Source organism: Streptomyces sp. NPDC014676 (genome assembly GCF_043084105.1).
GTDB lineage: Bacteria > Actinomycetota > Actinomycetes > Streptomycetales > Streptomycetaceae > Streptomyces.
In genome coordinates, this window is record NZ_JBIBZI010000002.1 from 731,301 (window position 1) to 755,654 (window position 24,354).

Annotated in this window: 32 protein-coding genes; 2 read left to right on the top strand and 30 right to left on the bottom strand. The window is 69.1% G+C overall.

Annotated features, from left to right (window positions below):
* The first annotated feature begins 12 nt into the window (after nucleotides 1-12).
* Complete coding sequence (locus tag ACF1DX_RS07735; protein ID WP_391790308.1) at nucleotides 13-1,317, top strand: hypothetical protein; 1,305 nt, start codon at nucleotides 13-15, stop codon at nucleotides 1,315-1,317.
* A gap of 169 nt (nucleotides 1,318-1,486) precedes the next feature.
* Here the strand turns inward: ACF1DX_RS07735 and glmM are convergent, their stop codons facing one another.
* From glmM to ACF1DX_RS07755, 4 genes are all read right to left on the bottom strand, one after another.
* Nucleotides 1,487-2,845 carry a phosphoglucosamine mutase gene (glmM, locus tag ACF1DX_RS07740; RefSeq protein ID WP_391790309.1) on the bottom strand — a complete coding sequence of 453 codons (1,359 nt, stop codon included), beginning with the start codon at nucleotides 2,843-2,845 and terminating at the stop codon, nucleotides 1,487-1,489.
* A 308-nt stretch (nucleotides 2,846-3,153) separates the two neighbouring features.
* A complete protein-coding gene (rpsI, locus tag ACF1DX_RS07745) occupies nucleotides 3,154-3,666 on the bottom strand; it encodes a 30S ribosomal protein S9 (RefSeq protein WP_004927169.1) in 513 nt (170 codons plus the stop codon).
* A 42-nt stretch (nucleotides 3,667-3,708) separates the two neighbouring features.
* Nucleotides 3,709-4,152, bottom strand: coding sequence for a 50S ribosomal protein L13 (rplM, locus tag ACF1DX_RS07750; protein WP_019526965.1), 444 nt, complete (start codon nucleotides 4,150-4,152; stop codon nucleotides 3,709-3,711).
* Nucleotides 4,153-4,359: 207 nt separating this feature from the next.
* On the bottom strand, nucleotides 4,360-5,580 hold the full coding sequence (locus ACF1DX_RS07755) for a glycosyltransferase 87 family protein (RefSeq protein WP_391790310.1): 1,221 nt from the start codon (nucleotides 5,578-5,580) through the stop codon (nucleotides 4,360-4,362).
* Between the two features lie 74 nt (nucleotides 5,581-5,654).
* Here ACF1DX_RS07755 and ACF1DX_RS07760 point away from each other — a divergent pair, with 74 nt between their 5' ends.
* A complete protein-coding gene (locus ACF1DX_RS07760; RefSeq protein WP_391790311.1) occupies nucleotides 5,655-6,542 on the top strand; it encodes a hypothetical protein in 888 nt (295 codons plus the stop codon).
* A gap of 14 nt (nucleotides 6,543-6,556) precedes the next feature.
* Here the strand turns inward: ACF1DX_RS07760 and ACF1DX_RS07765 are convergent, their stop codons facing one another.
* The 26 genes from ACF1DX_RS07765 to rplP all read right to left on the bottom strand — a co-directional run bounded on the left by ACF1DX_RS07765 (nucleotide 6,557) and on the right by rplP (nucleotide 24,354).
* Nucleotides 6,557-8,365, bottom strand: a complete 1,809-nt coding sequence (locus ACF1DX_RS07765; RefSeq protein ID WP_391790312.1) for a glycosyltransferase family 39 protein — start codon at nucleotides 8,363-8,365, stop codon at nucleotides 6,557-6,559.
* Nucleotides 8,365-9,369, bottom strand: coding sequence for a glycoside hydrolase family 26 protein (locus ACF1DX_RS07770; RefSeq protein WP_391790313.1), 1,005 nt, complete (start codon nucleotides 9,367-9,369; stop codon nucleotides 8,365-8,367). The genes ACF1DX_RS07765 and ACF1DX_RS07770 overlap by 1 nt, the downstream gene beginning before the upstream one ends.
* On the bottom strand, nucleotides 9,369-10,784 hold the full coding sequence (locus tag ACF1DX_RS07775; protein WP_391790475.1) for a glycosyltransferase family 2 protein: 1,416 nt from the start codon (nucleotides 10,782-10,784) through the stop codon (nucleotides 9,369-9,371). The genes ACF1DX_RS07770 and ACF1DX_RS07775 overlap by 1 nt, the downstream gene beginning before the upstream one ends.
* Nucleotides 10,785-11,056: 272 nt before the next feature.
* Complete coding sequence (gene truA, locus ACF1DX_RS07780) at nucleotides 11,057-11,923, bottom strand: tRNA pseudouridine(38-40) synthase TruA (protein WP_391790314.1); 867 nt, start codon at nucleotides 11,921-11,923, stop codon at nucleotides 11,057-11,059.
* 168 nt (nucleotides 11,924-12,091) lie between these two features.
* Nucleotides 12,092-12,595 carry a 50S ribosomal protein L17 gene (gene rplQ / locus ACF1DX_RS07785; RefSeq protein WP_391790315.1) on the bottom strand — a complete coding sequence of 168 codons (504 nt, stop codon included), beginning with the start codon at nucleotides 12,593-12,595 and terminating at the stop codon, nucleotides 12,092-12,094.
* A 161-nt stretch (nucleotides 12,596-12,756) separates the two neighbouring features.
* Nucleotides 12,757-13,779 carry a DNA-directed RNA polymerase subunit alpha gene (locus tag ACF1DX_RS07790; RefSeq protein WP_003966937.1) on the bottom strand — a complete coding sequence of 341 codons (1,023 nt, stop codon included), beginning with the start codon at nucleotides 13,777-13,779 and terminating at the stop codon, nucleotides 12,757-12,759.
* 145 nt (nucleotides 13,780-13,924) lie between these two features.
* Nucleotides 13,925-14,329, bottom strand: coding sequence for a 30S ribosomal protein S11 (gene rpsK, locus ACF1DX_RS07795; RefSeq protein WP_003956432.1), 405 nt, complete (start codon nucleotides 14,327-14,329; stop codon nucleotides 13,925-13,927).
* A 66-nt stretch (nucleotides 14,330-14,395) separates the two neighbouring features.
* A complete protein-coding gene (gene rpsM / locus ACF1DX_RS07800) occupies nucleotides 14,396-14,776 on the bottom strand; it encodes a 30S ribosomal protein S13 (protein WP_004984507.1) in 381 nt (126 codons plus the stop codon).
* Between the two features lie 192 nt (nucleotides 14,777-14,968).
* Nucleotides 14,969-15,082, bottom strand: a complete 114-nt coding sequence (gene rpmJ / locus ACF1DX_RS07805) for a 50S ribosomal protein L36 (RefSeq protein ID WP_003998809.1) — start codon at nucleotides 15,080-15,082, stop codon at nucleotides 14,969-14,971.
* Nucleotides 15,083-15,141: 59 nt separating this feature from the next.
* The gene (gene infA, locus ACF1DX_RS07810; protein WP_004927214.1) at nucleotides 15,142-15,363 is read right to left on the bottom strand and encodes a translation initiation factor IF-1; all 222 of its coding nucleotides are present in this window, start codon (nucleotides 15,361-15,363) and stop codon (nucleotides 15,142-15,144) included.
* A 277-nt stretch (nucleotides 15,364-15,640) separates the two neighbouring features.
* Nucleotides 15,641-16,477: a type I methionyl aminopeptidase gene (gene map, locus ACF1DX_RS07815; protein WP_030860997.1), complete on the bottom strand. Its 837-nt coding sequence runs from the start codon at nucleotides 16,475-16,477 to the stop codon at nucleotides 15,641-15,643.
* A gap of 289 nt (nucleotides 16,478-16,766) precedes the next feature.
* Nucleotides 16,767-17,420 carry an adenylate kinase gene (locus tag ACF1DX_RS07820; protein WP_391790316.1) on the bottom strand — a complete coding sequence of 218 codons (654 nt, stop codon included), beginning with the start codon at nucleotides 17,418-17,420 and terminating at the stop codon, nucleotides 16,767-16,769.
* Nucleotides 17,420-18,733 (bottom strand): preprotein translocase subunit SecY, encoded by a 1,314-nt coding sequence (secY, locus tag ACF1DX_RS07825; protein WP_030860993.1) that lies wholly within the window; start codon nucleotides 18,731-18,733, stop codon nucleotides 17,420-17,422. The genes ACF1DX_RS07820 and secY overlap by 1 nt, the downstream gene beginning before the upstream one ends.
* Nucleotides 18,734-18,976: 243 nt before the next feature.
* Nucleotides 18,977-19,432: a 50S ribosomal protein L15 gene (rplO, locus tag ACF1DX_RS07830; protein ID WP_067018996.1), complete on the bottom strand. Its 456-nt coding sequence runs from the start codon at nucleotides 19,430-19,432 to the stop codon at nucleotides 18,977-18,979.
* A gap of 2 nt (nucleotides 19,433-19,434) precedes the next feature.
* A complete protein-coding gene (gene rpmD / locus ACF1DX_RS07835; protein WP_004984515.1) occupies nucleotides 19,435-19,617 on the bottom strand; it encodes a 50S ribosomal protein L30 in 183 nt (60 codons plus the stop codon).
* Nucleotides 19,618-19,619: 2 nt separating this feature from the next.
* Complete coding sequence (gene rpsE / locus ACF1DX_RS07840) at nucleotides 19,620-20,225, bottom strand: 30S ribosomal protein S5 (RefSeq protein ID WP_030860989.1); 606 nt, start codon at nucleotides 20,223-20,225, stop codon at nucleotides 19,620-19,622.
* A gap of 40 nt (nucleotides 20,226-20,265) precedes the next feature.
* Entirely contained in the window at nucleotides 20,266-20,649 is a 384-nt protein-coding gene (gene rplR, locus ACF1DX_RS07845) for a 50S ribosomal protein L18 (RefSeq protein WP_030860987.1), read from the bottom strand.
* 3 nt (nucleotides 20,650-20,652) lie between these two features.
* Nucleotides 20,653-21,192 (bottom strand): 50S ribosomal protein L6, encoded by a 540-nt coding sequence (gene rplF, locus ACF1DX_RS07850; protein WP_030860985.1) that lies wholly within the window; start codon nucleotides 21,190-21,192, stop codon nucleotides 20,653-20,655.
* A gap of 24 nt (nucleotides 21,193-21,216) precedes the next feature.
* Nucleotides 21,217-21,615, bottom strand: coding sequence for a 30S ribosomal protein S8 (gene rpsH, locus ACF1DX_RS07855; protein WP_030831671.1), 399 nt, complete (start codon nucleotides 21,613-21,615; stop codon nucleotides 21,217-21,219).
* A gap of 240 nt (nucleotides 21,616-21,855) precedes the next feature.
* The gene (locus ACF1DX_RS07860; protein WP_003948630.1) at nucleotides 21,856-22,041 is read right to left on the bottom strand and encodes a type Z 30S ribosomal protein S14; all 186 of its coding nucleotides are present in this window, start codon (nucleotides 22,039-22,041) and stop codon (nucleotides 21,856-21,858) included.
* Between the two features lie 5 nt (nucleotides 22,042-22,046).
* Entirely contained in the window at nucleotides 22,047-22,604 is a 558-nt protein-coding gene (gene rplE / locus ACF1DX_RS07865; RefSeq protein WP_030860981.1) for a 50S ribosomal protein L5, read from the bottom strand.
* Nucleotides 22,604-22,927: a 50S ribosomal protein L24 gene (gene rplX, locus ACF1DX_RS07870; protein WP_030860979.1), complete on the bottom strand. Its 324-nt coding sequence runs from the start codon at nucleotides 22,925-22,927 to the stop codon at nucleotides 22,604-22,606. The genes rplE and rplX overlap by 1 nt, the downstream gene beginning before the upstream one ends.
* A gap of 2 nt (nucleotides 22,928-22,929) precedes the next feature.
* A complete protein-coding gene (rplN, locus tag ACF1DX_RS07875; RefSeq protein WP_030831680.1) occupies nucleotides 22,930-23,298 on the bottom strand; it encodes a 50S ribosomal protein L14 in 369 nt (122 codons plus the stop codon).
* 128 nt (nucleotides 23,299-23,426) lie between these two features.
* On the bottom strand, nucleotides 23,427-23,714 hold the full coding sequence (rpsQ, locus tag ACF1DX_RS07880; protein WP_004927263.1) for a 30S ribosomal protein S17: 288 nt from the start codon (nucleotides 23,712-23,714) through the stop codon (nucleotides 23,427-23,429).
* Nucleotides 23,711-23,935, bottom strand: coding sequence for a 50S ribosomal protein L29 (gene rpmC / locus ACF1DX_RS07885; protein ID WP_007494763.1), 225 nt, complete (start codon nucleotides 23,933-23,935; stop codon nucleotides 23,711-23,713). Before rpmC ends, rpsQ begins: the two co-directional genes overlap by 4 nt.
* A complete protein-coding gene (gene rplP, locus ACF1DX_RS07890) occupies nucleotides 23,935-24,354 on the bottom strand; it encodes a 50S ribosomal protein L16 (protein ID WP_007443989.1) in 420 nt (139 codons plus the stop codon). The genes rpmC and rplP overlap by 1 nt, the downstream gene beginning before the upstream one ends.

Genomic DNA, 24,354 nt, shown 5'->3' on the forward strand with positions numbered 1-24,354 from the left:
AGGACACGATTCATGCCGCAGCACCGTCCGACATACGTCGAACTGGGTTACTCCGGTGACTTCGGACTCACCGCCCTGGCGGAGCACCTGTGCTCCCCGGGCCGGCCCGCCGTCGACCTCGCGACCGCGCTCGCGGTCGCGGCCCGGTCGGCGGACGGGTCCGACGGCGAGGAGGCCGTGGAACTGGGGGAGGACGCCCGACGTCTGCTGGACGGCTCGTTGCCGGATGAGGTCCTCCACACGGTGTGGCTGGCCGCGGTCGGCCGGGTCTTCGATCCGGCCGACCATGGCCTGGACATCCGCACATGGCTGCGGTCCCTCTCGGATCTGTCCGTGAACCGCCTCCGGCAGAACAGACGCTCCTACGTCCCGCCTCCGGTCCGGCCTGTCCGGGACGCGGACCTGCGGCGTGAGGTGGTGTCGGAGATCCGGGGGGCGGCTGCGGACCTGACCGGCGCCTGCCCGGCACCGGATCTCGTTCCGGGGCTGGAGCAGGTGGTCGCACTGGCCGACGCCGATGTCGGCTTCCGGCTCTTCCTGCGGGCCCTGAAAGCGTGCTCCGTACGCGTCCCGAAGGAGCGGTACGACAGGTTCCTCAGGCTCGGCGAGCGGCTCGGGTACCCGGTCGCGGTCGTCCGCGACGGTCTCGACGTCGACTGGCCGCCCATCGACACCACCCGTCGTGACACCTCATGGGACTTCGGTCTTTCCCTGCTCGCCGGGAACGCCCATCAGGACTGGCACGCCGGAGCCGCCCGCAGGGAGATCCACCGGGTGGTGGACGGGGACGAGCCCGGGCAGTCCCCGGGTACGACGGCGGCCCTCCTGCTGGAGGACGCGCTGCGTCTGCTGCACTCTCCGCTGTCCGACGAGACGATCACCACCCTGTGGGTCGCCGTCTCGGACGGGGCACTGCGCGTCGACGGACGCGACTGGCTGCGCCTGGTCGCGGACGTGTGCGAGGAGCGGCTGAGGGAGGCCGCCCCCGCGTACACCCCCGTGGTTCCGCCCGCCCGGACGGAAGGGGCGGACCTGGTGTTGCCGGAAGTCCGGGAGACGGCGCTCATAGGGGCGGACAGGGCCATCAGCCCCCACTGGCAGCCGGTCCCGGCGAGAAAGGTCACGGACGCCCTGGAGCAGGTGGCCGGCCGGGTCGACCCCGACCTCGGCTTCCGTCTGTTCCTCCGGGTGCTGCGGCCGCTGTCCGTACCGGTCACGCCGGAGCAGTACGAGAGGTACCGGACGATCGGTGAGCGGTTCGGGTACGGGGAGCACCATGTCGACGAGTTCGACACACTCGTCGAGTGGACGGCCTGAAGCCGCCGTCCGAACCATCGGGAGCCGTCGCCCGACGGACGTTCGCCCCGTGGTCGAAGGCCGGGCGCCGCCGACCGGCCCAGGACGCGCATGCGGCGCACCGCTCGGAAAAGGGCCCGTACCCCTGTCACCAGGGGTACGGGCCTTCGCCGTACAAAGCCCGCCGCGCCTACCCCAGCGCCGACTTCACCGCGTCCGCCAGCCGGCTCGCCACCGAGCGGGCCTGGTCGATGTCCGCGGCCTCGACCATGACGCGGACCAGGGGTTCCGTGCCGGAGGGGCGGAGGAGGACGCGGCCGGTCCCGCCCAGTTCGCGTTCGGCCTCGGTGACGGCCGCGGTGAGTTCCGCGGAGGTCTTCACGCGGGACCTGTCCACGTCCGGGACGTTGATCAGGACCTGCGGGAGGCGCTCCATCACCGAGGCCAGGTCCCGCAGGGTACGGCCGGTCTGGGCGACCCGTGCCGCGAGCAGCAGGCCGGTGAGCGTGCCGTCGCCGGTCGTCGCGTGGTCGAGGACGATGACGTGGCCGGACTGCTCGCCGCCGAGGGCGTAGCCCTTCTCCTTCATCTCCTCCAGCACGTACCGGTCGCCGACCGCGGTCTGCACGAACCGGATGCCCTCGCGTTCCATGGCGAGCTTGAAGCCGAGGTTGGACATCACGGTCGCGACGACGGTGTCGGAGCGCAGTGCGGAACGCTCCCGCATCGCCAGCGCGAGCACGGCGAGGATCTGGTCGCCGTCGACCTCCTCACCGGTGTGGTCCACGGCCAGGCACCGGTCGGCGTCGCCGTCGTGGGCGATGCCCAGCGCGGCCCCGTGCTCGACGACCGCGGCCTTCAGCAGGTCGAGGTGGGTCGAGCCGCAGCCGTCGTTGATGTTGAGGCCGTCCGGGTCGGCGCCGATGGTGACGACCTCGGCCCCGGCCCGGGTGAACGCCTCCGGGGAGACCTTCGCGGCGGCGCCGTGCGCCTCGTCGAGGACGATCTTCAGACCGTCCAGCCGGTTCGGGAGGACGCCGACGAGGTGGGCGACGTAACGGTCGGTCCCCTCCTCGTAGTCCCGTACGCGGCCGACGCCGGCGCCGGTCGGGCGGTCCCAGGGGGCGCCGGTGCGGTGCTCCTCGTACACGGACTCGATGCGGTCCTCCAGCTCGTCGGCGAGCTTGTGGCCGCCGCGGGCGAAGAACTTGACGCCGTTGTCCGGCATGGCGTTGTGGCTGGCGGAGAGCATGACGCCGAGGTCGGCGCCGAGCGCGCCGGTGAGGTGCGCCACGGCCGGTGTCGGCAGCACGCCGACCCGCAGGACGTCCACGCCCGCGCTGGCGAGGCCCGCGACGACGGCGGCCTCCAGGAACTCTCCGGACGCGCGTGGGTCACGTCCGACCACGGCGGTGGGCCGGTGTCCTTCGAACGTGCCCGCCTCGGCCAGTACGTGCGCGGCGGCGACGGACAGGCCGAGCGCCATCTCTGCCGTCAGGTCCGCGTTGGCGACACCGCGCACGCCGTCCGTGCCGAAGAGTCGTCCCACTTGTCCTCCTGAGGAAGCGTCAGTATCGAAAGCCGTCGCCGAGGCCGTGCCGGGGCGCTGGGCCCGTCCGCGCGGTCGCCGGGCGTACCGCTGACGGGGCTGGTGATGTGTTCGACGGCCGTGAGGCGCGTGCGGCTCCGCATCCCGCGCCTCCGGGCATCCGCCGTAGCGACATGCCCGACCATCCGATCACACTAGCCTTTGAGCGCCTTGTGCCGTTATACGCCCACAGCGATGAATAAACGAACGCCCCGACAGCACTGTGGCGTGCCGCCGGGGCGTTCGGAGTACGCGCGAGCGCCTGTGATTTAGCGCTTGCTGTACTGCGGGGCCTTACGGGCCTTCTTGAGACCGGCCTTCTTGCGCTCGACCGCACGGTCGTCGCGCTTGAGGAAGCCGGCCTTCTTCAGCGGGCCGCGGTTGTTGTCGACGTCCGCCTCGTTCAGCGCGCGGGCGACACCGAGACGGAGCGCACCGGCCTGACCGGAGACACCGCCACCCGCGATGCGGGCGATGACGTCGTAGCGGCCCTCGAGCTCGAGCACCTTGAAGGGCTCGTTGACTTCCTGCTGGTGCACCTTGTTCGGGAAGTAGTCCTCGAGGGTGCGACCGTTGATCTTCCACTTGCCGGTGCCCGGGACGATCCGGACACGGGCGATGGCGTTCTTGCGGCGGCCCAGGCCGGCGGCCGGCTGGGGCTCGCCGAAGCGGGAGGCCATGGACTCCGAGGTGTACTCGCCCTCGACGGGCACCTCGGACTCGGTGGTGTAGCTGTCGATGTCAAGCTCTTCGAGCGGCTGCTCGGCAGTGGTCTCGGCCACGATTCTCCTCAGATTCTGTTCAGTCTTAGGGGGTGGCCGGACTTACTGCGCGACCTGGGTGATCTCGAACGGCACCGGCTGCTGGGCAGCGTGCGGGTGCTGGTCGCCCGAGTAGACCTTCAGCTTCGAGAGCATCTGACGGCCCAGGGTGTTCTTGGGGAGCATGCCCTTGACGGCCTTCTCGATGGCCTTCTCGGGGTTCTTCGCCAGCAGCTCGTCGTAGCGGACGGAGCGCAGACCACCCGGGTAGCCCGAGTGGCGGTACGCCATCTTCTGGGTCCGCTTGTTGCCGGAGAGGTGCACCTTGTCGGCGTTGATGATGATGACGAAGTCACCGGTGTCGACGTGGGGCGCGTAGATCGGCTTGTGCTTGCCGCGCAGGATGGAGGCCGCAGTGGAGGCCAGACGACCCAGGACGACGTCCTGAGCGTCGATGACGTGCCACTGGCGCGTCACATCGCCGGGCTTGGGGCTGTACGTACGCACGGTTCGTAGCCTTCGCTTCTTCAGTGAATGGTCCTGACAAGGTCACCGAAGACGATCACGACAGCCTTGACCGCATCACGGTGACGCAAACCGGATGCTGGTCGCTGGTCATCGGTCCGGTGGACCGGTGTAAGGGCCCCTCACGTGAGAATGAGCAAGCCACTACACACAACGAACACGCAGAATACCCGCCCCCGGCCGGGTGGGTCAAAACGGCTCCGCCCCGGCGGGCTGCGCCGGCTCCACGGCCGTACGCCGCTCCCCCGGCGCCCCGCTCGGACCGTCCGCGTCCCGTGCCCCCCGTACGCAGTGGTACGCGACCGTCACCGTCAGTGCGCACAGCGTGAAGGCGTCCCGGAAGGCCCGGCGCCTCCCCGGCTCCAGCCACGGCCAGGGCACCCCCGGAAGCTGCGGCACCAGGGCGAGCCAGAACCAGGGCCGCCGCGCCACCGCCCCGGCGTACGGCAGACCGGCGAGCAGCGGCGGCAGGACGACCAGGAGGTAGTGGTCGTAGGAGGGGCGGGAGACCAGGAACGCCGAGAGCATCAGCCCCGCGGACGTCTCCGTCAGCCGCAGCTCCGCCGGGCCCGGCCCGCGCCAGCGCCGGTACGCGCACACCACTCCCGCGGCGGCCGCGAGCAGCGCGAGCAGCGTGGCCGGGACCCCGGGCACGCCGAGCCGGGGCAGCACCGCCGCCGGCGAGGCCTCGTAGAGCCGTACGAAGGCGTCGTCGCCGCTCAGCAGGAAGGGCAGGGTGCGGGTGAGGAAACCGGCGGGGTCGGGCAGGGACAGCGCCGCCACCACCGAGGCGGCCGCCGGGACCAGCACCAGCACCGCCAGCGCCCGCCACCGGCGCGCGAACAGGAACAGCAGCGCCATCGGGGCCAGCAGCGGCTTCAGCGCCACCGCCACCCCGACGACGGCGCCCGCCGCGGCCCACCGGCCCCGGCTCGCCAGCAGCAGGCACAGCGGCAGCGCCAGTACGGCCGTCACCGTCCAGTTGCCCAGCCGCACCAGCTGCCCGAACGGCGCGAAGCCGGCCGCGAGACCCAGCAGCCCGAGGACGGCGAGCCTGCTGCGCAGCGGCACCCGGTGCAGCAGCAGGGCACAGGCCCAGCCCAGCACGAGGGCGAGGACCACCGCCACCGGCACGGCCACGTCGAGCACGGACCGCGGCAGCAGCGCCTGCGGGGCGGCGGCCACGACCGCGCTCGGAAAATAGAGGAAGTGCCGGTCGCCGTACGGCGAACCACCGTCCAGCCAGGTCCGCCCGGCGTCCACGACGATCGCGTTGTCCATCCCTCCGTCCGAGGTCACCAGCACCGTATGCGCCGTCAGCGCCCCCAGCACCGTCACGAGTCCGGCCCACAGGGGCCCGCTCGCGGGGCGCACCAACCACCCGGAGATGTCGCTTTTGCCCGTCGCCATGCGGGCAACGCTAGGGCCCCCGAGCCCCGTTGGCGGGGACCAGCACACCCGGCGCCCCGTCTAAGATGCGCCCCATGAGTTTTGGGCAGGGGGGACCTCAACAACAGTGGGATCCCTGGAAACCGAATTCCCAGCAGCCCTGGAGCGGTGGCGGCTCGGGTGAGTCACCCGACTGGGCCGCGCTCGCCGACGCCTCCGAGGCCCGCGCCAAGCGGCGCCGGCTGCTGTTCATAGGCGGCGGGGTGCTCGCCACCGTCGCGATAGGCACGGCCGTGGCGGTCGCCGTCGTCTCGGCGAACGGCAGCGACGAGGCCTCGCCGGGCACCTCCTCCCAGGTGCCCGGGGCCACCGACTCCGGCATCCCGAGCCCGACGGGCACGGCCCCGTCGTTCGCCCCGACGAGCGCCCCGCCGCCGCTGGACCCGAAGGACTTCATCGACAGCGCGAAGAAGGACAAGGCCCCGCTGAGCCCCGACATCCTCTTCCCCGGCACCCAGCTCACCATGGGCGAGACGGTGTACAAGAAGGGCCCGACGGCGGACACCGAGAACTGCGCCTCGGCCGCGAAGGCCACGCTCCCGAAGGTCCTGAACGACAACGACTGCACCCGCCTGATCCGGGTCACCTACACCAAGGACGGCATGGCGGTGACGGTCGGCGTGGCCGTCTTCGACACCGAGGCCCAGGCGATCAAGGCCAAGCAGCAGGCCGACAAGAAGAGCATCGTCAAGTCGCTGTCGGGCGGCGGCGTCAAGGACTTCTGCTCCGGCGCGGTCTGCCGCTCCACCACCAACTCCTACGGCCGCTACGCCTACTTCACCATCGCCGGCTTCACGAACGGCAAGAACGTGACGACGAAGGACACGGCCGTCTTCGCCACGGGCGACGACCTCCAGGAGTTCACGTTCCGCCAGATCCGCCGCCGGGGCGTGGCCCAGGCGTCGGCGGCGGCCGACGAGTAGCCGCCGCCCGGCGCTCAGGAGGTCCTGATCCAGATCCGGTACTCGCCGGTGCCGGCGGAGTTGCGGAACGGCAGGCCGGCCAGGAGCCGGTAGTGCGGATTGCCCCTGACCGCCTCCGCGACGATGTCGTCCACCCGCGGGTTGGTGAGCCCGTCGAGGACGATCAGGTCGAACGCGCCGTCGCGCAGCGCCGCCCGGTAGGCGTCGTCCCCGGAGAAGTACGTGCCCTTCCCGTCCGTGTACTCCATGCCGAAGACGCTCTGCCACTGGCGGTGCGTGGTCTCCTCGCGGAAGTAGTAGAGGGGCACCTCGGGCGTGGAACCGAGGTAGCGGCCCCGGGAGTTCATGTAGGGCTCGACGGTCCGGACCATCTTCGAGGAGTCGGGCCAGAGGGCGAACCGCCAGTCCGCCTGCGCGATGCCCAGGCAGAGCATCGTCGTCCACAGCATGATGCCGAGCTGCGGGTACCGGAAGTGCGCGCCCACCAGGCGGGTCACCCCGACACCGGCCATGGGCGCGGCGAAGAGCAGCCCGAAGCCGATGTGCTTGAACAGCGAGACCTGGGTGGCCAGGTGGACCTGGTAGGCGGGGGCGAGCACCGCCGTGCCGCACAGCACCAGCCCGAGCAGGGCCCGTCGGCGCCGGCCGGGGTCGTCCAGCCGCCGCGCGAGGGGTGACTCGTGCATACGGCTGCGCCGGACGTAGGAGACGGCGCCGCCGACGGCGGTGAGGAACATCAGGCCGCCCCACTCCGCCGACCGCCGCAGCAGGAATCCCGCGCCGTCGGTGCCGTGCTCGCGGTCGGTGGTGGTCTGCCGTACGCCGGCCATCAGGTCGGTGGCGTACACGCCGGCCGCGAGGAGCGCGCCGATGCCCAGGCCGAGCAGCACCGTCCGCCCGACCGCCGGCCCGACGCCCCGGCGGGGCCGGGCGGTGAGCAGGGCCAGCACGACGACGGTCGGCAGGTACAGCGCGGCCGCGTACTTCACGCCGACGGCCAGGACCGCCACGGGCGCGGCGAGCAGGACGGCCGCGGCGGGCGCCCGGTCGGTGCGGACGACGATCCAGGTGGCGAGCGCCAGCAGGAACACGGCGGCGGCGTCGTAGGTGGCGTAGTAGCCCATGACGACGGTCGAGTGCAGCACCGCGAACAGCGCCGCCGCGGCCAGGGCCGCCCGCTCGTTGAACAGGCGGCGGGTGAGGGAGTACAGCAGCCCGGTGGTGGCGAGCATGAACACCAGGCTCAGTGACCGCGCCCCCGCGAGCCCGAACCGCTCGTCGACGAGTGCGGCGAGCACCGGGTAGAGCTGCGGCGAGCCGGAGAAGTACGCCGCGTAGTCCTTCGGGAGCGGGGTGCCGTGCAGCAGGTGGTCGAGCTGGGCGTGCCCGGCCGCCAGGTACAGGGCCTCGTCCTGGAAGGCGGTGTTGGACAGCCGCAGCGAGAGCGCGGCCTGGACGGTCAGGACGCACAGCAGCACGGCCCGGCTGACCCAGGCCCGCCGTCTGCCGGCGGCCAGGGCCCAGCTCGCCTCGGGGGTGTCGGGGACGTGGTAGCCCGGCTCGGCCGGCGCCCGTTCCGCCACGACCCGCAGCGCGCGGGTCGGCCGGTCGTCGTGACCGCCCTGCGGCTGCCCCGGGGCGCCGGGCCGGTACGGCTGCCGCTGGTAGGGGTAGGTCCGGGCGTCGTAGCTGTAGCCGTACCCGTCCCGCGGATCGCCCGGCCGGCGCGGTACGAACCCGTCGGAGTCGAACCAGCCGCCGGCCGTGTCCTCCTCGGCGTACGGGTCGTGGGACCCCGGCGCGTGGGGATCGTGTCGGCTCATCACGGCTTCCGTACGTCGAAGCCGAACCGGTCGTCGGCGGCCAGGCGCCTGAACTCCTCCAGCGCCAGGGGGCTCGCCTCCAGCCGCCAGTCGGCGCGCTTGTCGTAGTTGAACCAGACGAAGCCGAGCATGTCGTCGTCGGCCGTGACGCCCTCGAAGAGGCTGCGGATGTCGTCCCGCCGCCGCTCGCCGGCCATGGCCGCCGTCTCCAGCAGCAGCATCGGCTTCCCGGTGAAGGCGCGGACCCGGTCCCGGGTCGGCCCGAAGACGCTGTCGAAGGCGCTGTCCTCCTCCAGCGTCCAGTAGCCGATCAGGCCGACCCAGTCGACGTAGCCGTCGCCCGGGTAGTACGGCTCCAGCTCGACCTCGCCGATCGGGTTGACGATGTTCGGCGACCAGGCCCAGATGACGTTCGAGGCGCCGGCGTCGACGAAGGTGTCGTGCACGCGCCGCCAGGCGGCCACGTACTCCCCGGGGGTGGTGTGCTCGGTGCCCCACGTCTCCCAGTGGCCGTTGAACTCGTCCGCGAAGGAGATCACGACGGGCAGGTTCAGCTCGCGCACCGCCGTCGCGTACTCCTTGGCGTAGGCGTCCGACTCGCCGGCCGCGATGTCGGCCAGCGGGGTGTCGAAGGGCTCCCAGGACATCAGCGTCAGGGCGCCCCGCGCCCAGGCGTCGCGCACACCGGTGGCGTCGAAACCGTCGCCCCAGGCGGCGTAGTACTCGATCAGGTTCGGCTGCTTGCCGACCATCCCGGTGTAGGCGTCGACGCCCTTCATCGAGTGCGGCGCGCCCTCGACCGCGGCGCCGAAGTATTTCCTCGGCGGCTTCAGCAGCGGTACGACGTCGTAGGGGACGTCCGCCCCGGCGCTTCCGGCGCTCGGGCCGCCGCCGGCCGCGTCCGGTCGGGCCGGCCCGTCGCCGGGTGACGAGCAGCCGCCGAGCAGCAGTGCCGCGAGCAGGCAGGAGGACAGCACCGTACGAGTGCGGGAGAGCAAGCGCATCAGGCCGTCACCTCCGCCCGGGGCTGCACCAGGACGCGGGCCACCACCAGGGCGTAGAAGAGTCCGGAGGACAGGATCAGCGCGAAGTCCGGGGCGTTCATGGTGAACGTGCGGTACACCGCGGCGATCACCCACGCCAGGGCGGTGCCGCCGCTCCACACCCACATGCCGGTCCAGAAGCGCCGGGTCCCGTTCCTCCTGGCACCGGACGAGCCGGTGGGCTGCCAGCCCATGCGGTTCCCGCGCAGGATGTCCCAGATGGCGAAGACGTGTGCCCAGCCGTACATCATGCGGGCCGCCCAGGCCTCCAGGCGGTAGGGCGCCTTGTGCCACATCGGGAAGACGAGCGTGGTGTAGACGATGCTGGGGAGCACCAGGACCAGGTGTTCGAGCAGGAGCTTCTCCGGCATCACCAGCAGCAGCACGATCGGGATCACGGGGGCCGCGAAGGTGAACAGCGCCGTGTGGATGTAGTAGAAGAAGCCGGACAGGTAGCACAGGCGGCTCGGCAGTCTGATCTCGGTCTGCCAGAACTTCCCGCTGCCCAGCAGGCTCATGGAGCCGGAGCACCAGCGGTACTGCTGGTGGAAGAAGGCGCCCGCGCTGTCCGGGCACACGCCCGTCGACACCGCGACCGGTACATAGCGCAGGTCCCAGCCGAGGCCGCGCAGGTCGAAACCGGTGTGCACGTCCTCGGAGTGCTCGATCAGCGTGGTGCCGCCGTTGGTGTCCAGGGCCGCGCGCCGGTAGACGGCGCAACTGCCCACGCAGATCGCGCCGTCGCTGCCCTGCCGGGAGACCTGTACGGACCGGTAGAACAGCTCCTGCACGGCGCCCGCGCCGCGCTCGATCCAGTTCTGCGAGTCCAGGACACGGAAGTACTGCGGCGACTGGACGATGCCGATGCGCGGATCCGCCGCCAGGTACGGCAGGAGTTCCTGGAGCAGGTCGGCGCGCGGCGTGAAGTCGGCGTCGAGGATCAGGATGTACTCGCCGTCGGACCGGCCGAACCCGAAGTGCAGGTTGCCCGCCTTCTTGAACCAGCCGCGGTTCTCGCGGGTCCCGTAGCGGAAGCCGAAGTCCCGTGCCATCGCCTGCAGTTCGCGACTGGCACTGTCGTCCAGCACGAACGGGACGCAGACGCCCGGATAGCGGTCGGCCATCGCCCGCACGTGCTTCCAGGTGTTGTGCAGGACCTCGATGGGCTCACCGCAGACGGGCAGGAACACGTCGACGGTGGGGTATGTCTCCGGCCGCCAGTCGCGGACCAGCCGCTTGTGGCGGGCGATGTCGAAGTCACGGCTGAAACCGTTCACCCGGAGCGACACCAGGTAGTAGACGACCGTGAAGGCGAGCAGCGGCGTGTACGCCCACAGCAGCGGCGCGGCCTGCGCCAGCTTGATCTGACTGACCACCAGGCAGCAGAAGCTGACCAGTGAGCCGACCGTCAGGATCCATAAGTGCCGGCGCGCGTAGGCGTACTTCTCCCTGTCCGTCGGCGGCACCGGCAGCAGCCCCGGCGGAGCCTCACCACCGCGTAATGCCCTGCGTCGCCCCCCGGCCCGCACCGGGCCCGCTGACCCCATAGGAAACCCCCCGGGCCTCGACCGGCCTCCCCGAACCCATGATCGAGCTGCCCAAGGCTATACGAGGGGCAAGAGGACCGTAAGGGGGCGAAGGGGCGGAACTAGCAGGCCGTGCACCCTGAACCGCCGGGCAGCGACCGCTTGTTGCGGGCCTCCTTGCTGCGGGCGGCGAGGAGTTCGTCGGCCGGGTAGCCGACCTCCTCCAGGGTCAGGCCGTGCGGGCGTACGACATGGACGGCCGAGTCCCGTACGCCCGCCGCCAGCACCTTGCCCGGCCAGTCCGGCGGGCGGTGGCCGTCGCCGACGAACAGCAGCGCGCCGATCAGCGAGCGGACCATGTTGTGGCAGAAGGCGTCGGCGCGGACGGTGGCGGTGATGATCCCGTCCTCGCCGCGCGCCAGGCTCAGCTCCTGGAGGGTCCGGATGGTCGTGGCCCCCTCCCGCTTCTTGCAGTACGCGGCGAAGTCGTGCTCCCCCAGCAGACCGCGGGCCGCCTCGTTCATGGCGTCGACGTCGAGCGGCCAGTCGTGCCACAGCACATGGCCGCGCAGCAGTGGGTCCACTCCGCCCGGGTTGTCGGTGACGCGGTAGGCGTAGCGCCGCCAGATCGCGGAGAACCGGGCGTTGAATCCGGCGGGCGCCTCCCTGAGCGCCCACACCCGCACGTCCTTCGGCAGCCGCCCGGCGAGCCGCTTGAGCAGCTTCGTGTGGTGCTCGGCCCAGACCTCCCGAGGCAGATCGACGTGCGCGACCTGCCCCCGGGCGTGCACCCCGGCGTCGGTACGGCCGGCCACGGTCAGCTCGTACGTCGTCCCCCCGGACCGCGTCACGGTCCGCAGCGCGTCCTCGATCTCCCCCTGCACGGTCCGCCGCCCACCGGCCTGCTTGGCCCACCCGGAGAACTCGGACCCGTCATAGGAAAGGTCCAGGCGCACTCGTACGAACCCTGGCTGCACTTCGTCACTCACACAGAGATCCTCTCAGCAACACGAAAGCGGGCCCGCCCCTCGAAAGGAACGGACCCGCCAACGCCCTGGAAGGGGCGCGGGGCTGTGCTCGACATGCGGCTCCGCCGCGTGGGCGCGACCAGCCATGACGGCGCCGCAGTCGCCATCGCACAGCCCCCGGCAGAACGCTTACGCGTCCTTCGACTCCTCGGCGGCCTCGTCGGCCTTGGCCTCGGTGGTCTCCTCGGCCTTGGCCGTGTCGACCTTGGCCTCGGCCTCCTTGGCCGCACGCTTCGTCGCGGCCTCGGCCTCGCCGGTGGCCTCCTGCGCCACCGTCAGCGCCTCGACCAGCTCGATGACGGCCATGGGCGCGTTGTCGCCACGGCGGTTACCGATCTTGGTGATGCGGGTGTAGCCACCGGGACGGTTCTCGTACCGCGGGCCGATCTCGGTGAAGAGCGTGTGGACGATGCTCTTGTCCGTGATCACCTGGAGCACCTGACGGCGGTTGTGAAGGTCGCCCTTCTTCGCCTTGGTGACCAGACGCTCGGCGTACGGACGCAGCTTGCGCGCCTTCGCCTCGGTGGTGGTGATGCGGCCGTGCTCGAACAGCGCCTTCGCGAGGTTCGCGAGGAGGAGCTTCTCGTGCGCGGCGCTGCCGCCCATACGGGCACCCTTGGTGGGCCTCGGCATGGTGTTTCTCCTAGGTGTCTGCCCCGGCCGTATCAGGTACCGGGGTCAGTATCCGAGCAGACGGTCGTCTGTCGGAGACCCCGCGCCCCGAGGGGCGCGGGGAACTGCGCGACCAGCCACAGCCGGCCGGCAGCCAAGTACGGACCGAAAGGCCCGAGCTCTCAGTACTGCTCGGTCTCGACGAAGCCCGCATCCGCATCGTCGTCCGCACCAAAGGCGTCCGCGGCGGCGGTCGGGTCGAACCCGGGAGGCGAGTCCTTGAGCGCGAGGCCCATGCCGGCCAGCTTCGCCTTGACCTCGTCGATGGACTTCGCACCGAAGTTGCGGATGTCGAGCAGGTCCGCCTCGGAGCGGGCGACGAGCTCACCCACGGAGTGGATGCCCTCACGCTTGAGGCAGTTGTACGACCGAACGGTGAGCTCCAGCTCCTCGATCGGCAGCGCCAGGTCGGCGGCGAGGGCGGCGTCCGTGGGGGACGGGCCCATGTCGATGCCCTCGGCGTCGATGTTCAGCTCGCGGGCGAGACCGAACAGCTCGACCAGGGTCTTGCCGGCGGAGGCCATGGCGTCACGCGGACGCATCGCCTGCTTGGTCTCGACGTCGACGATCAGCTTGTCGAAGTCGGTGCGCTGCTCGACACGGGTCGCCTCGACCTTGTAGGTGACCTTGAGGACCGGCGAGTAGATCGAGTCGACCGGGATACGGCCGATCTCCTGGCCGACCTGCTTGTTCTGCACGGCGGAGACGTAGCCGCGACCGCGCTCGACGGTCAGCTCCATCTCCAGCTTGCCCTTGCCGTTGAGCGTGGCGAGGACGAGGTCGGGGTTGTGCACCTCGACACCGGCCGGCGGGGCGATGTCGGCGGCGGTGACCAGACCCGGGCCCTGCTTGCGCAGGTACATCACGACCGGCTCGTCGTGCTCCGAGGAGACGACCAGCTGCTTGATGTTGAGGATCAGGTCGGTGACGTCCTCCTTGACGCCCGGCACGGTGGTGAACTCGTGCAGGACGCCGTCGATGCGGATGCTGGTGACAGCGGCACCGGGGATCGACGACAGGAGGGTGCGGCGGAGCGAGTTGCCGAGGGTGTAGCCGAAGCCCGGCTCCAGCGGCTCGATCACGAACCGGGAGCGGAATTCGTCGACGACCTCTTCGGTCAACGAGGGACGCTGAGCGATCAGCATGTGGTGATCCTTCAGTCAGGGGCGCCCGCTATTTGACGCCCGACCAGTACTGCAAGGGTACGGGCGATACGACCCGAAAGAGTCGTACCGCCCGTGAAAACCCTGGTGAAGCAAGAATCAGACGCGTCGGGACCGACGCGACGGATCAGACGCGACGGCGCTTCGGCGGGCGGCAGCCGTTGTGCGGGGTCGGGGTGACGTCCTGGATGGAGCCGACCTCGAGGCCCGTGGCCTGCAGGGAGCGGATCGCGGTCTCACGACCGGAACCCGGGCCCTTGACGAACACGTCGACCTTGCGCATGCCGTGCTCCTGGGCGCGGCGGGCGGCCGACTCGGCGGCCATCTGCGCGGCGAACGGCGTGGACTTCCGGGAGCCCTTGAAGCCGACGTGGCCGGCGGAGGCCCAGGAGATCACGTTGCCGGACGGGTCCGTGATCGACACGATCGTGTTGTTGAACGTGCTCTTGATGTGCGCGTGGCCGTGAGCGACGTTCTTCTTTTCCTTGCGGCGCACCTTCTTGGCAGCGCCCTGACGACCCTTGGGGGGCATCTGTACTCCTACGGGAGGTGGTCGGTCCTACAGCGAAGACCGCTGGACGGCGAAGTCCGCTGAGGACTACTTCTTGCCCGGCTTCTTCTTGCCGGCGATGGCGCGACGCGGGCCCTTGCGGGTACGCGCGTTGGTGCTGGTGCGCTGACCGCGGACGGGCAGACCGCGACGGTGACGCAGACCCTGGTAGGTGCCGATCTCGACCTTGCGGCGGATGTCGGCCTGGATCTCGCGACGGAGGTCACCCTCGGTCTTGATGTTGTTGTCGACGTACTCGCGGATCGCGACGAGCTGCTCCTCGGAGAGGTCGCGGACGCGGGTGTTCGGGTCGACGCCGGTGGCGGCCAGCGTCTGCTGCGAAAGGGTCCGGCCGATGCCGAACACGTAGGTGAGGGCGATCTCCACGCGCTTTTCGCGCGGGATGTCAACACCGGAAACGCGTGCCATTCAATGGCTCCAGTTGATTGTCGGAGGTCTTCCACAGGACCGGATCCCGGCCCGCCGTACCAGGTACGGACCAGGTCCCCGGCCTCCGAGCCGGGGGTGTCGAGCCGTGCGGCTCGGGACCTGCGTATGAACGTGTGTTGCTCGCGTCGCGCGAATTTCTGCGGAAGTCGCAGAGGGTCGATCGTGCTGCGGTCAGCCCTGGCGCTGCTTGTGGCGCGGGTTCTCGCAGATGACCATGACCCGGCCGTGACGGCGGATCACCCTGCACTTGTCGCAGATCTTCTTGACGCTCGGCTTGACCTTCATGGGTGTGAGGTTCTCCGGGTCAGTGCCATCACCCCGGCGTGCCGGGGAGCGGGCAAGATCTACTTGTACCGGTAGACGATCCGGCCACGCGTCAGGTCGTACGGAGACAGCTCCACCACGACCCGGTCGTCAGGGAGGATGCGGATGTAGTGCATACGCATCTTGCCGCTGATGTGTGCCAGGACCTGGTGGCCGTTCTGGAGCTCGACCCTGAACATGGCGTTCGGAAGAGACTCGACGACAGTGCCCTCGATCTCGATGGCACCTTGCTTCTTGGCCACGCTTCGCCCTTCGAATCGACTACCTTGATCGACTCTGGCGTGCACCGTGTGTAGTACATGCAGGCATGCGGGTGCACAAGAGCCGACGAGTCAGTCTACGTCAGCGCACCCGGAAAAACGAATCGAGAGATCCTGCCCCACGCGGGAGATCCTTAACCGAGCGGAACGCGTCCCTTGACGCCGCTCCCGCGGACCCGGCGTCCGGGGCGTCTCACAGGCGCGCCGGCCCCCGGCCGGCGGACCGGCGGTCGACCGGCGGACCGCCCGTGGCCGGCCGTCAGCCGAGCGGGTCCGGAGCCGCCGTGATGCCCATCTCCGCGAGCTTGGCCTTACCGCCGTCGGGGGCGGTCAGGACCAGGGGGCCCTGCTCGGTGAGGGCGACCGAGTGCTCCCAGTGGGAGGACCAGGTGCCGTCGGTGGTGATGACCGTCCAGTCGTCGGAGAGGACCTTCGTCCTCGGGGTGCCCAGGGAGACCATCGGCTCGATGGCGAGGCAGAAGCCCGGGACCAGCTTGGGGCCCTTGCCCCGCTTGCGGTCGACGTAGTTCAGCAGGTGCGGGTCCATGTGCATCTCGGTGCCGATGCCGTGGCCGCCGTAGTCCTCGATGATCCCGTACTTGCCGCCGCCCGGCTTGGGCTGGCGGCGGATGTACGTCTCGACCGCGCGGGAGATGTCGACGAGCCGGTTGCCCTGCTTCATGGCCGCGATGCCGGCCCACATCGACTCCTCGGTCACCCGGGACAGCTCGACCAGCTCCGGGGAGTGGCCGGACCCGACGAACGCGGTGTACGCGGCGTCGCCGTGCCAGCCGTCGATGATCGCGCCGCAGTCGATGGAGATGATGTCGCCGTCCTTGAGGACGACGTCGTCGGAGGGGATGCCGTGGACGACGACGTCGTTCACCGAGGTGCAGATCGTCGCGGGGAAGCCGCCGTAGCCGAGGAAGTTCGGCTTGGCGTTGTGCTCCGCGAGCACCTTGCGGGCGACCTGGTCCAGATCCTTCGTCGTGGCCCCGGGCACGGCGGCCTCACGGGTGGCCGCGTGGATGGCGGCGACCACCAACCCCGCCTCACGCATCTTGGCGATCTGCTCAGGGCTCTTGATCTGCACCATGGGGACGACGGCCTTTCTGGGACCTGGGGAAAGAAGTACGGACGCTTCCAACGATACGGGGCCCGCCCCTCGCGATCACGGGTGATCGCGCCTCCCCCGGTGCCTCAAGGGCCTGGGAGGTGCCCCCCCAGGGCGATGGGGTTCCCCCGCCCGGGCGAAGCCGGGAGCGGGGAGAAGCCGGGAGCGGGCGAGGCACCCCGCGGACGCCGGGCCGCGCGAACACCCCCGGCCAAGCCACAGCCGCGGCCCCTTACCCACAGGAACCGCGGCCGCGACCGACGTACAGGAACTACTCGCCGTTCTTCAGCGCCTCCAGCGCCCGCCCCGTGACCTCGTCGACGGGACCCATCGCGGAGATGGTCACGACCAGCCCCTGCGCCCGGTAGTAGTCGATGATCGGCTCGGTCTGCGTGTGGTAGACCTCCAGCCGCGTCCGCACGGTGTCCTCGGAGTCGTCGTCCCGCTGGTACAGCTCACCACCACAGACGTCGCACACGCCCTCCTGCTTCGGCGGGCTGTACGTCACGTGGAACACGTGCGCGGACTCGTTGCGGCAGATCCGCCGCCCGGCGATCCGCTTGACGACCTCGTCCTCGGGGGCCTCCAGATCGAGGACCGCGTCCAGCTTGATGCCCTCGGTCTGCAGCAGCTCGTCCAGCGCCTCGGCCTGCGACACGTTGCGCGGGAAGCCGTCCAGCAGGAAGCCGCCCTCGGCGTCGGGCTGCTCCATCCGGTCCTTGGCCATGGCGATGGTGACCTCGTCGGGGACGAGATTGCCCGCGTCCATGTAGGACTTCGCGAGCTTCCCCAGTTCGGTCTGCCGGCTGATGTTGGCGCGGAACAGGTCGCCTGTCGAAATGTGCGGGATGCGCAGTTTCTCGGCAAGGCGGGTGGCCTGCGTACCCTTACCGGCACCCGGCGGCCCGACGAGGACGATTCGCATCAGCGGAGGAACCCTTCGTAATTGCGCTGCTGGAGCTGGCTCTCGATCTGCCTCACCGTCTCGAGACCGACACCCACGATGATCAGGATGCTGGTCCCGCCGAACGGGAAGTTCTGGTTCGCCCCGAAACCAGCCAACGCCATTGTCGGCACGAGAGAGATCAGACCCAAGTACAGCGAACCCGGCCAGGTGATCCGGTTGAGTACGTAGCTGAGGTACTCAGCGGTCGGTCGGCCAGCCCGGATGCCCGGGATGAAGCCACCATACTTCTTCATGTTGTCGGCGACTTCCTCGGGGTTGAAGGAGATCGCCACGTAGAAGAAGGCGAAGAACACGATCAGGAGGAAGTACAGGACGATGTGCGCCGTGGCCGCGGGGTTGGCGAGATTCGCCTCGACCCACGTCGCCCAGCCCGCCGTCGAGCTGGAGAACTGGACGATCAGCGCCGGGATGTACAGCAGCGACGCGGCGAAGATGACGGGGATGACGCCCGCCTGGTTCACCTTGAGCGGGATGTACGTCGACGTACCGCCGTAGGAACGGCGTCCGACCATGCGCTTGGCGTACTGCACGGGGATCCGGCGCTGGGCCTGCTCCACGAAGACGACCAGGCCGACCATGACGAACCCGACGAGCATCACGGTGCCGAACTCGATCCAGCCGTCCGCGAGGCTGCCCTGCTCCTTGATGGCCCACAGGGCGGAGGGGAAGGTCGCGGCGATCGAGATGAACATCAGGATCGACATGCCGTTGCCGATGCCGCGGTCGGTGATGAGCTCACCGAGCCACATGACGACGGCCGTACCGGCGGTCATGGTGATGACCATGGTGATGGTCACGAAGATCGACTGGTCCGGGACGATCTGGCTCGCGACCGGGCAGCCCTGGAACAGGGCGCCGCTGCGGGCGGTGGCCACCAGACCGGTGCCCTGGAGGATGGCCAGCGCCACCGTCAGGTAACGGGTGTACTGCGTGATCTTCGCCGTACCGGACTGGCCCTCCTTCTTGAGGGCTTCCAGGCGCGGGATCACCACGGTCAGCAGCTGCAGGATGATCGACGCGGTGATGTAGGGCATGATGCCCAGCGCGAAGATCGTGATCTGGAGCAGAGCCCCGCCGCTGAACATGTTGACCAGACCGAACAGACCCGAGTTGGCTTCGGCGTTGTCGATACAGGTCTGGACGTTGCGGTAGTCGACGCCCGGAATGGGAACGTTGGTACCGATCCGGTACACCACGATGATGCCGAGCGTGAAGAGCAGCTTCTTGCGCAGGTCGGGCGTCTTGAACGCCCGGGCGAACGCGGTGAGCACGGTGCCTCCTGCGACCCCCCGCGCAACTGCGTCAAGGGTGACGGTCTTGAGATTCCGACTAAGGACGAATACGTAACGGTCAACTGCCGCCCTGAGTGCCCGCTTGGGGCGCCCGAGGTCAGTGGGCAGCGCAGGCCACCTTACCGGCGACCATGCCGCCCTAGGAACGACCAACCGGGGATACCCCAAATGTGGGGTATCCCCGGTCGGGATCGCTCTACGTCATCGAGACACCTGAACGGGTCAGACGAGCTCGGTGACGGTACCGCCGGCGGCGGTGATCTTCTCCTTGGCGGAGCCGGAGACGGCGTCGACCGTCACCTGCAGCGCCACGGAGATCTCGCCCTGGCCGAGGACCTTGACGAGGCTGTTCTTGCGCACGGCACCCTTGGCCACCAGGCCCTCGACGGTGACCTCGCCACCCTCGGGGTACAGCGCGGCCAGCTTGTCGAGGTTCACGACCTGGTACTCGGTCTTGAACGGGTTCTTGAAGCCCTTCAGCTTCGGGAGGCGCATGTGGAGCGGCATCTGGCCACCCTCGAAGCGCTCCGGAACCTGGTAACGGGCCTTGGTGCCCTTCGTACCACGACCGGCCGTCTTACCCTTCGACGCCTCACCACGACCGACACGGGTCTTGGCGGTCTTGGCGCCGGGGGCGGGACGGAGGTTGTGGATCTTGAGCGGGTTGTTCTCCGCCATGATCAGTCGACCTCCTCGACCGTCACGAGGTGGCGGACGGTGTGCACCATGCCGCGGAACTCGGGGCGGTCCTCCTTGACGACCACGTCGTTGACCTTCTTCAGGCCGAGCGAACGCAGGGTGTCACGGTGGTTCTGCTTGCTGCCGATGTAGGACTTGACCTGCGTGATCTTGAGCTGTGCCATGATCACACACCCGCCCCGGCACGTGCGCGGAGCAGAGCCGCGGGGGCGACGTCCTCGAGCGGCAGACCGCGGCGGGCCGCGATCTCCTCGGGACGCTGCAGGCCCTTGAGGGCCGCCACGGTCGCGTGCACGATGTTGATCGCGTTGTCGGAGCCGAGCGACTTCGACAGCACGTCGTGGATACCGGCGCACTCGAGCACGGCGCGCACCGGACCACCGGCGATCACACCGGTACCGGGCGACGCGGGCTTGAGCAGCACGACGCCGGCAGCCTTCTCACCCTGGATGGGGTGCGGGATGGTGCCCTGGATGCGGGGGACCTTGAAGAAGTGCTTCTTGGCCTCCTCAACGCCCTTGGCGATGGCGGCCGGCACCTCCTTGGCCTTGCCGTATCCGACACCCACGGTGCCGTCACCGTCGCCCACCACGACCAGCGCGGTGAAGCTGAAGCGACGACCACCCTTCACAACCTTGGCGACGCGGTTGATCGCGACGACGCGCTCAACGTACGCGGTCTTCTCGGCGGCAGCTGCGCCGCCGTCACGGCCCTTCCGGTCCCGCCGCTCGCCGCCACCGGCACCGCCACCGCGGCGCTGGGGTCCAGCCATTGGAATTACCTCTCTCTGTTTCCGCTAGCTCGGAACCGGCTCAGAACTTCAGGCCGGCTTCGCGGGCGGCGTCCGCCAGAGCGGCGATGCGCCCGGCGTACTGGTTACCACCACGGTCGAACACGACGGCCTCGACACCGGCGGCCTTGGCGCGCTCGGCGACCAGGGCGCCGACCTGCTTGGCCTGCGCGGACTTGTCGCCCTCGCCACCGCGGACCGACGCGTCCAGGGTGGACGCCGACGCCAGGGTGTGACCCTTCAGGTCGTCGATCACCTGCGCCACGATGTGGCGGTTGGAGCGGGTCACGACCAGACGGGGGCGCTCCGCGGTACCCGCGATCCGCTTGCGGATCCGGATGTGGCGGCGCTTGATCGCGGCGCGCTTGTAGGCGTCGCCCTTGAGGATCTTCTGCCCGTATGCCATGGCTTACTTACCCGCCTTTCCGACCTTGCGGCGGATGACTTCGCCCTCGTACTTGACGCCCTTGGCCTTGTACGGGTCGGGCTTGCGCAGCTTGCGGATGTTGGCCGCAACCTCGCCGACCTTCTGCTTGTCGATGCCCTCGACCGAGAAACGGGTCGGGGACTCCACCTTGAAGGTGATGCCCTCGGGGGCCTCGACGGTGATCGAGTGGCTGTAGCCGAGGGAGAACTCCAGGTTCGAACCCTTGGCGACAACGCGGTAACCGACACCGCTGATCTCGAGCTTCTTCACGTAACCCTGGGTCACGCCGGTGATCATGTTCGCCACCAGCGTGCGGGACAGGCCGTGCAGGGCCTTGCTCTGACGCTCGTCGTTGGGGCGGGTGACGTTCAGCACGCCGTCCTCACCCTTGGCGATCTCGATCGGCGCCACGACGGTGTGGGTCAGCGTGCCCTTGGGGCCCTTGACCGCGACCGTACGGCCGTCGATGGTGACGTCCACGCCGGCGGGAACCGCGATGGGGAGCTTGCCGATGCGCGACATAGCTGTTTCCTCCGTTCCCTTCCGCTACCAGACGTAGGCGAGGACTTCCCCACCCACGCCCTTCTTGCCGGCCTGCTTGTCGGTGAGGAGCCCGTGCGACGTGGAGATGATCGCCACGCCGAGGCCGCCCAGCACCTTCGGCAGGTTGGTGGACTTCGCGTACACCCGGAGACCGGGCTTGGAGATCCGCTTGATGCCCGCGATGGAGCGCTCACGGTTCGGGCCGAACTTCAGCTCGAGGACGAGGTTCTTGCCGACCTCGGCGTCCTCGGTCTTCCAGCCCGTGATGAAGCCCTCCTGCTGGAGGATCTCCGCGATGTGCGACTTGATCTTCGAGTGCGGCATCGCCACGGAGTCGTGGTACGCCGAGTTCGCGTTCCGCAGACGCGTAAGCATGTCTGCGATCGGATCAGTCATGGTCATGAATTGGCCTTCGGCCTCTCTCGCCGGGGTTTCCTGGTGCGCCATCCCTCTCCCCGATCCGAGACGGGACGGGTGCGGCGCGGTGGACCTACGGCGTAGTAAGCAAACATTGGCGGGCAGCCGCCCGCGTGGCGTACGGGCACGGCAGGTGCCCAACCCCGCAAGCCTAAGCCATACGGAGCGGGCCTCCTGCCGTTCCCATTGCTTACCGAGAGCCCTGGGAGTCCGGAATTACCGGGACTACCAGGAGCTCTTGGTCACGCCCGGCAGCTCGCCGCGGTGAGCCATCTCACGAAGGCACACGCGGCACAGGCCGAACTTGCGGTACACGGAGTGCGGGCGGCCACAGCGCTGGCAGCGGGTGTAGCCACGCACACCGAACTTGGGCTTGCGAGCAGCCTTCGCGATCAGAGCCTTCTTCGCCATCTCGCTCACGCCTCCTTGAAGGGGAAGCCGAGGTGACGGAGAAGGGCGCGGCCCTCTTCGTCGTTGGTCGCCGTGGTCACCACGGTGATGTCCATACCCCGGGTGCGGTCGATCTTGTCCTGGTCGATCTCGTGGAACATGACCTGCTCCGTGAGACCGAAGGTGTAGTTGCCACGGCCGTCGAACTGCTTGGGGGACAGGCCGCGGAAGTCGCGGATGCGCGGCAGCGCGAGCGACAGGGTGCGGTCCAGGAACTCCCACATGCGGTCGCCACGGAGCGTGACGTGGGCACCGATCGGCTGGCCCTCGCGCAGCTTGAACTGCGCGATGGACTTGCGGGCCTTGGTGACGGCCGGCTTCTGACCGGTGATCGTGGTGAGGTCGCGGATGGCGCCCTCGATCAGCTTGGAGTCGCGGGCGGCGTCGCCCACACCCATGTTGACCACGATCTTGACGAGGCCGGGAACCTGCATGACGTTCTCGTAGGAGAACTGCTCGCGCAGCTTGCCCGCGATCTCCTCGCGGTACTTCGTCTTCAGACGCGGAGTGGTGGTGGTCGTCATCAGATGTCCTCACCCGTCCGCTTGGCAACGCGGATCTTGTTGCCTTCGTCGTCGAAGCGGTAACCGACGCGCGTGACGACCTTCTTGCCGTCCTTCTCCACGACCAGCTGGACGTTGGAGACGTGGACCGGGGCCTCGGTGGTCACGATGCCGCCGGCCTGCGAGCCGCCGGCGGTCGGGCCGGCCTTGGTGTGCTTCTTGACCCGGTTGACACCCTCGACCAGGACGCGGTCCTCGCGGGGGTAGGCCGCGATGACCTTGCCCTGCTTGCCCTTGTCCTTGCCGGTGATGACCTGGACCAGGTCGCCCTTCTTGATCTTCATGCTCACAGCACCTCCGGCGCGAGGGAGATGATCTTCATGAACTTCTTCTCGCGCAGCTCACGGCCGACGGGGCCGAAGATACGGGTGCCGCGAGGGTCGCCGTCGTTCTTCAGAATGACGGCGGCGTTCTCGTCGAAGCGGATGTACGAGCCGTCCGGACGGCGGCGCTCCTTGACGGTGCGAACGATGACCGCCTTGACGACGTCACCCTTCTTCACGTTGCCACCGGGGATCGCGTCCTTGACGGTGGCGACGATGACGTCACCGATGCCCGCGTAGCGGCGACCGGAGCCACCGAGCACACGGATGCAGAGGACTTCCTTCGCACCCGTGTTGTCGGCGACACGCAGTCGCGACTCCTGCTGGATCACGTCTATCTCCTGTTTGTCTGCCGGTTCCCCGACGGGGTTGATCGCTCAACCCCGTCGGAGCCTGGCGGAACTGTCCTGCGAGGAATGCCCCGCGGGAACGTACTGGGGAATTCCCGTGCGGGAATTACCTACTTGGCCTTCTCGAGGATCTCGACGATGCGCCAGTGCTTCGTGGCGGACAGCGGCCGGGTCTCCATCAGGAGGACGCGGTCGCCGACGCCGGCGGCGTTCTGCTCGTCGTGGGCCTTGAGCTTGCTCGTGCTGCGGATGACCTTGCCGTACAGCGCGTGCTTCTTGCGGTCCTCGACAGCGACGACGACGGTCTTGTCCATCTTGTCGCTGACGACGATGCCCTCGCGGGTCTTGCGGTCGCCCCGAGCCTCGGTGTTCGTCTCAGTCACGTTGTTCTCGCTCATGCGTTCTCCACCGTCTCGATGCCCAGCTCGCGCTCGCGCATCAGGGTGTAGATCCGCGCGATGTCCTTGCGGACCGCCTTCAGACGGCCATGGTTCTCGAGCTGTCCGGTCGCCGCCTGGAAGCGGAGGTTGAACAGTTCTTCCTTGGCCTCGCGGAGCTTCGCGAGAAGCTCCTCGTTGCCCAGCTCGCGCAGCTCGGACGCCTTGGTACCGGCCGACATCACGCTTCACCTGCCTCGCGCTTGACGATCCGGCACTTCATCGGCAGCTTGTGGGCCGCACGGGTCAGCGCCTCACGGGCGATCTTCTCGTTGGGGTAGGACAGCTCGAACATGACCCGACCCGGGTGCACGTTCGCGATCCACCACTCCGGAGAACCCTTACCGGAACCCATGCGGGTCTCGGCCGGCTTCTTCGTGAGCGGGCGGTCCGGGTAGATGTTGATCCAGACCTTGCCGCCACGCTTGATGTGGCGGGTCATCGCGATACGGGCCGCCTCGATCTGGCGGTTGGTCACGTACGCCGGCGTGAGGGCCTGGATGCCGTACTCGCCGAACGCGACCGTCGTACCACCCTTGGCCATACCGCGGCGCTTCGGGTGGTGCTGCTTGCGGTGCTTGACCCTACGGGGGATCAGCAT

Bases quoted from the DNA above. Each gene is read 5' to 3' on its own strand.
- rplE (WP_030860981.1), bottom strand. From the start codon at position 22,604: ATGACGACCACCACCACTCCGCGTCTGAAGACGAAGTACCGCGAGGAG.
- rpmJ (WP_003998809.1), bottom strand. From the start codon at position 15,082: ATGAAGGTCAAGCCGAGCGTCAAGAAGATCTGCGACAAGTGCAGGGTG.
- rplP (WP_007443989.1), bottom strand. From the start codon at position 24,354: ATGCTGATCCCCCGTAGGGTCAAGCACCGCAAGCAGCACCACCCGAAG.
- rpsE (WP_030860989.1), bottom strand. From the start codon at position 20,225: ATGGCTGGACCCCAGCGCCGCGGTGGCGGTGCCGGTGGCGGCGAGCGG.
- ACF1DX_RS07735 (WP_391790308.1), top strand. From the start codon at position 13: ATGCCGCAGCACCGTCCGACATACGTCGAACTGGGTTACTCCGGTGAC.
- rpmD (WP_004984515.1), bottom strand. From the start codon at position 19,617: ATGGCACAGCTCAAGATCACGCAGGTCAAGTCCTACATCGGCAGCAAG.
- rplO (WP_067018996.1), bottom strand. From the start codon at position 19,432: ATGGCGGAGAACAACCCGCTCAAGATCCACAACCTCCGTCCCGCCCCC.
- ACF1DX_RS07860 (WP_003948630.1), bottom strand. From the start codon at position 22,041: ATGGCGAAGAAGGCTCTGATCGCGAAGGCTGCTCGCAAGCCCAAGTTC.
- ACF1DX_RS07790 (WP_003966937.1), bottom strand. From the start codon at position 13,779: ATGCTGATCGCTCAGCGTCCCTCGTTGACCGAAGAGGTCGTCGACGAA.
- rplF (WP_030860985.1), bottom strand. From the start codon at position 21,192: ATGTCGCGCATCGGCAAGCTCCCCATCGCGGTTCCCGCCGGCGTGGAC.
- rpsM (WP_004984507.1), bottom strand. From the start codon at position 14,776: ATGGCACGCGTTTCCGGTGTTGACATCCCGCGCGAAAAGCGCGTGGAG.
- ACF1DX_RS07755 (WP_391790310.1), bottom strand. From the start codon at position 5,580: ATGGCGACGGGCAAAAGCGACATCTCCGGGTGGTTGGTGCGCCCCGCG.
- ACF1DX_RS07760 (WP_391790311.1), top strand. From the start codon at position 5,655: ATGAGTTTTGGGCAGGGGGGACCTCAACAACAGTGGGATCCCTGGAAA.
- rpsK (WP_003956432.1), bottom strand. From the start codon at position 14,329: ATGCCCCCCAAGGGTCGTCAGGGCGCTGCCAAGAAGGTGCGCCGCAAG.
- rpsH (WP_030831671.1), bottom strand. From the start codon at position 21,615: ATGACCATGACTGATCCGATCGCAGACATGCTTACGCGTCTGCGGAAC.
- map (WP_030860997.1), bottom strand. From the start codon at position 16,477: ATGGTGCAGATCAAGAGCCCTGAGCAGATCGCCAAGATGCGTGAGGCG.
- rplR (WP_030860987.1), bottom strand. From the start codon at position 20,649: ATGGCATACGGGCAGAAGATCCTCAAGGGCGACGCCTACAAGCGCGCC.
- ACF1DX_RS07770 (WP_391790313.1), bottom strand. From the start codon at position 9,369: ATGCGCTTGCTCTCCCGCACTCGTACGGTGCTGTCCTCCTGCCTGCTC.
- ACF1DX_RS07765 (WP_391790312.1), bottom strand. From the start codon at position 8,365: ATGAGCCGACACGATCCCCACGCGCCGGGGTCCCACGACCCGTACGCC.
- rplX (WP_030860979.1), bottom strand. From the start codon at position 22,927: ATGAAGATCAAGAAGGGCGACCTGGTCCAGGTCATCACCGGCAAGGAC.
- rpmC (WP_007494763.1), bottom strand. From the start codon at position 23,935: ATGTCGGCCGGTACCAAGGCGTCCGAGCTGCGCGAGCTGGGCAACGAG.
- ACF1DX_RS07820 (WP_391790316.1), bottom strand. From the start codon at position 17,420: ATGCGAATCGTCCTCGTCGGGCCGCCGGGTGCCGGTAAGGGTACGCAG.
- rplQ (WP_391790315.1), bottom strand. From the start codon at position 12,595: ATGCCGAGGCCCACCAAGGGTGCCCGTATGGGCGGCAGCGCCGCGCAC.
- rpsQ (WP_004927263.1), bottom strand. From the start codon at position 23,714: ATGAGCGAGAACAACGTGACTGAGACGAACACCGAGGCTCGGGGCGAC.